Raw genomic sequence first — 4,970 nt, forward strand, 5'->3', positions numbered from 1 at the left:
GTGATGAACATCATGCTGGTGTCGGTAACAGAACGTACCCAGGAAATTGGGGTACGTATGGCTGTGGGTGCCCGTCAAAGTGATATTCTGCAGCAGTTCCTGATTGAAGCAGTACTGGTGTGTATCCTGGGCGGTATTTTGGGTGTGCTGCTATCCCTCGGGATTGGTCAACTCATTACCCATTTTGCTGGAGGTACTTTCCAGATGGCATATTCGACTACTTCCATTGTGGCAGCCTTTGTCTGCTCCAGCCTGATCGGTATTGTGTTCGGCTTTATCCCGGCGCGTAATGCAGCACGACTGAATCCTGTCGATGCCCTCTCTCGAGAATAAGGAATCTGATATGCAAATGAATTTAACCAAACTTGCCAGTGCCCTGCTCCTCGGGAGTTCACTGGTGGGGTGCGCAGCTGTGGTAAAAACACCTTATGAACAGCCAAGCATAGCTGTGCCTGGCAGTTTTCAGAATAATACTGCGCTAAGTAAGCAGATTTATGATGATGTCCTGGCTGATCAGTGGTGGACCTTATTTAAAGATCCTCAACTGAATACGCTTGTCGAGGATGTATTATCACGCAATAGCAACCTTGCAGTAGCCGGGATTAATCTGCAACAGGCACGTATTCAGGCCAGACAAACGCAAAGCCAGCAAGGTATACGCATTGGTGATGCACGTGTTTCAACTGGTCGTCAGTTAAGTTTAGATGGCGACGGTGACCGTTCTACTGGAATTTCACTAGGTTATCCTGGTCTTAGTTATGAGCTGGATCTATTTGGCAAGCTTGCCAATCAGACTGAAGCAGCCCGTTGGGAAGCTCGTGCTACTGAACAAGACTTGCAGGCAACGGTGCAAAGCCTAATTGGAACGACTGCACAGCTTTACTGGCAATTGGCTTATTTAAATGAGCGCTATAGTGTCGTACAGCAGAACCTGGCAACGGCACAGAAGACTTATGACCTGGTACGGGTACAGTATCGTGCTGGTGCCGTTTCTGGCCTAGACCTGACCCAGACTGAACAGGCAATCCAGAGCCAGCAAGCTACTTTAAGTCAGATCGAGCAACAACGCGTTGAAACACGTACCGCACTCGCAGTCCTTATGAATATGCCGGTGCAGCAGCTTTCTATTCAGGAACCACAACGTCTGCCGAATATTGCCTTGCCTGCGATTGAAGCGGGTTTGCCTGCAAGTCTGCTGTCACGTCGTCCAGACTTAAATGCTGCTGAATTGCGTTTACGTAAAGCGCTCGCCAATAAAGATGCTAACAAGGCCAGCTATTATCCATCAATTAGTCTGACCGGTAGCTTAAGTACGGGTATTGGTACCAGCACGTCTTTGTCAGATGCGCTAAAAAATCCGGTTGCAACATTGGGCGCAGGTCTCACCTTGCCCTTCCTGCAATGGAATGACATGAAGCGTGATCTACAAGTGAATGAACTGGAATATGAAAAAGCAATTCTGCAATATCGCCAAACCATTTATGAAGCTTTTGCCGATGTAGAAAATGCCCTGTCAAATCGTACTGAGCTGACGAAACAGGTCGAGCTACAGCGTCGCAATGTCGAGCTGGCAGAGAAAACAGAACGTTTGACTGAAGTACGTTATCGTAATGGTGCAGTTGCCTTGAAGAACTTACTTGATGCGCAGGAAACCACACGTAATGCGCGCCTCAGTCTGGTACAAACGCGTCAAAATCAATACAACGCTTATGTCACTTTGCTGCAGGCGCTGGGTGGTAGTCCAATCAAGCAATTACCATAATATCTTCAAATAAAAAAACCGCTGCCGAGGCAGCGGTTTTTTTATGCCAGTCTATTTTTCATTTGCAGATAGGCATTTAAATTGTTGAGCTGCTCCTGTGAAGCCGCATGTCCTAGCAAACTTCCCTTCTCTAGCCATGCTCGGGCAAGCGTTACATCACGATTTACACCAATACCCTTGGTGTATACACGTCCCAGATGACCATAAGCGTCAGCATTGACCTGTGCAGCAGCTTTATGATAGAACTGGATTGCTTGATCCATATTAGCTTCAACGCTAATGCCCTGTTCCATCGCCTCCCCGAGTGCATTCAAGGCCATGGCATTTTGCTGGGCAGCAGCCTGCTTTAAATAATTCAGACCTAAAGCAATCTGCTGCTCTACGCCTTCACCTTTAAGATACATCACCCCAAGCTGTGCTTGTGCCTGTGCATGACCTAACTGAGCCGCTTGATGTAAATAGCGTTTAGCCTGATCTTCGTCAATAGTAAATACTGGATATTGACCTGACAGTACCTGATACAAATACCAGGCGGCATCAGCCGAACCTTTGCTTACGGCCTGATTCAGATATTGAATGGCCTTATCGCGGTTGGGCAATGGATACTCAGGCAGGCTATAGAAGCGTCCAACGATATAAATTAGATCCGCTTCAGATTGTGTATTAATATTCCAGTGCTGCTGCGCGATCTGCTGAATAATTTGCGTGGCTTTAGCGGTATCTTTAACTGTACCAATACCATGCAGATAGCACAGTGCTAGACCCATCTGGCTATAGAAATAATCTGGATCAATCTTGGCAGCAGCCTGATACAGGCTAAACGCTTTTTCAGGCTCATTTGCGACTAGATAAGACTCATAATATAACGCTGCAATCATGCACAAAGCTTGAGGAAACTGAGTATTCGCCGCTTCACTCCAATAGCGAAAAGCCATGGTTTCATTCTTATCGACAAACCAGCCATGAAAATAGGCTAAACCAAGTAAAGTTTTGGCTTGAGCATCTTTATGCTCATAAGACAGCTGTTGCAAATGCTGCAAGATCCGCTGTCGCTGATCAGCATCAATCGTACCTAGTAATACCCCAGTATAATATTCATACGCACCATTCTGATCACCCAAATTAACGCTTTGTTTAATGAAGCGTAAGGCTTTTGACTGATCCTGTGGTAATAGCTCACCGCGTACATACAGTTGTGCAATCTGTTGGGTTGCTTCGAGATGATCTTGCTGCGCGGCCAGAAACAGATAATGGATTCCCAAGCTTAAATCTTGGGTGGTACCCTCTGCCAAATAGTGTTGTGCCAACTGGTACTGTGAACCAGAGTGTCCCTGATCTGCATTCTGAATCAACAGTTGTAGACGATGCTGTTCTGCCGCATCCTGAGTGGGTTCGGACAATTCGGTGATTCGATACTGAGCTTCCAGATTACCGCGTGCCACGGCATGACGATACCAATACAATGCTTTTTCGCAATCTCGATGCTGATAGTGATCATCCTCAAAGACCTGTCCCAGATGGTAAGCAGCTTCATCACTGCCAAGACGGAATGCATTTTCAAACAGATTAATCGCATTTTCGGTACTTTGCGGACGCCCCAAACCTTTGAATTGCATTAGTCCCATACCGACATAGGCCTGAGGGATTTCCTGCTGTTGAGCCAGATCCTGATAAATCTGATAGGCACGTGCATAATTCGACTGCTGCCCTTCAGTAATGAGACGAGCCGCGTGCTTGAGCTGGGCCTCAATCTGTTCAATCCATAGGTCATGTTGCACTGCCCTGGCTTGATCTCGTGTTACCGGGTCAGGACGCTTCCACATCCAGATCCCCAACGCCACGATTCCCAAAATCAGCACCAGTAAGAACCACATAGCTGCTCCCTGATATTGTTTTTTGTTATATGAATATAGTCTTCATTCTAAACGCAGGCACAAAAAAAGCACAGTAACTGTGCTTTTTTATTTTGTATATCAGGATTTTGCTCGCTTCATATCCAACTTTTTCAACACTTCTGATACTGCAACCATGGCAAAACTGGAAGTCACCACTACCGCTGAACCATAACCACCACAACGTAAGCCCGCGCTTGGACAGACATCGGCACTGGAAAAGGGATTGTCGATTGAATAAACACAGGTGATGCCGAATTTTTCTTTCGGTTTTTTACAGATACCTTTTGCACGTAATTGCGCACGTAATTTTGCCAGCATCGGGTCCTGTTCAGTTTTGGATAAATCAGCCACCCGGATTTTTAATGGGTCCAGTTTACCGCCTGCTCCACCCGAGACAATCAGAGGAATTTTATTGAAACGACAATGCAGCATCAAAGCAAATTTAGCTTTTACATCATCAATACAGTCCAGAATAATGTCAGGTTTTCCCGCTAGGATTTCTTTGACATTTTCAGGCGTGAGATAGTCATCAATCAAGTTTACTTTAATACGTGGGTTAATCGCACGGCAGCGTTCAGCCATGATTTCAATCTTTTCACGGCCTAAGGTGGTCGTCATCGCGGGTAATTGGCGATTGATATTCGATGCCGCCACTACATCCATATCAACAATAGTCAGTTCACCGATTCCAGTACGTGCCAGTGCTTCGACTGCCCATGAACCGACACCGCCAATTCCAATCACCATCACATGACTGTTTTCATAATGATGAAAGCTGTCATCGCCATAAATTTTGGCTACACCGGCAAAGCGGCGGTCATATTCATCATCTTGAAGCAGATCAGTCATAGGTCATCAATAGCAAGAAAAACATCGGGGCATTTTAGCAAATTCGCAGCCGGTTGACTGCCACTAAAATTCAGACACAAAATCAGTCAAAAAACTATTCTTTAACCATCCATAAAAAGCTTAAAATCGATCAAATTCTATTCGCCATTAAAATCATCACAATAGATCTTTTTCATAAATCAAAAAATGATCGTTATTTCATATTTAAATGGATATTGAAAGCTCTCTCTCCCTCTGAAATGAGAAGTATTACTTCGCAAGAGGAGGAGGGATATTTCTTAGATATAACCTTTTCCTTGCGCAGTAGTGCTACTCATCTCCTACAAAGAGGAGAATTTCATTTTAATGATTAAAAAATAGATCTCTTTCATAAATCAAAAAACGATCTTCTTTTTGGTTAATATTTGCACTCCGGATTTCTTGGCATTCGTGCATAATCTGCGGATGAAATACATCGATTCAAA

The 4,970-nt window shown here is 45.0% G+C and carries 4 protein-coding genes; 2 read left to right on the top strand and 2 right to left on the bottom strand.

Annotation, left to right across the window (positions count from 1 at the left end):
• Both B4033_RS08660 and B4033_RS08665 read left to right on the top strand, forming a co-directional pair.
• A partial coding sequence (locus tag B4033_RS08660; RefSeq protein WP_286833228.1) for an FtsX-like permease family protein occupies positions 1-333 on the top strand: 333 nt, incomplete at its 5' end.
• 10 nt (positions 334-343) lie between these two features.
• A complete protein-coding gene (locus B4033_RS08665) occupies positions 344-1,762 on the top strand; it encodes an efflux transporter outer membrane subunit (protein ID WP_286833231.1) in 1,419 nt (472 codons plus the stop codon).
• A gap of 41 nt (positions 1,763-1,803) precedes the next feature.
• On the opposite strand, the gene B4033_RS08670 is transcribed toward B4033_RS08665, so the two are convergent.
• The gene (locus B4033_RS08670; RefSeq protein WP_286833233.1) at positions 1,804-3,636 is read right to left on the bottom strand and encodes a tetratricopeptide repeat protein; all 1,833 of its coding nucleotides are present in this window, start codon (positions 3,634-3,636) and stop codon (positions 1,804-1,806) included.
• A 99-nt stretch (positions 3,637-3,735) separates the two neighbouring features.
• Entirely contained in the window at positions 3,736-4,506 is a 771-nt protein-coding gene (locus B4033_RS08675; RefSeq protein ID WP_286833234.1) for a tRNA threonylcarbamoyladenosine dehydratase, read from the bottom strand.
• Between the last annotated feature and the right edge of the window lie 464 nt (positions 4,507-4,970).

It is taken from the genome of Acinetobacter sp. UBA3132 (assembly GCF_002364825.1).
Lineage (GTDB): Bacteria > Pseudomonadota > Gammaproteobacteria > Pseudomonadales > Moraxellaceae > Acinetobacter > Acinetobacter schindleri.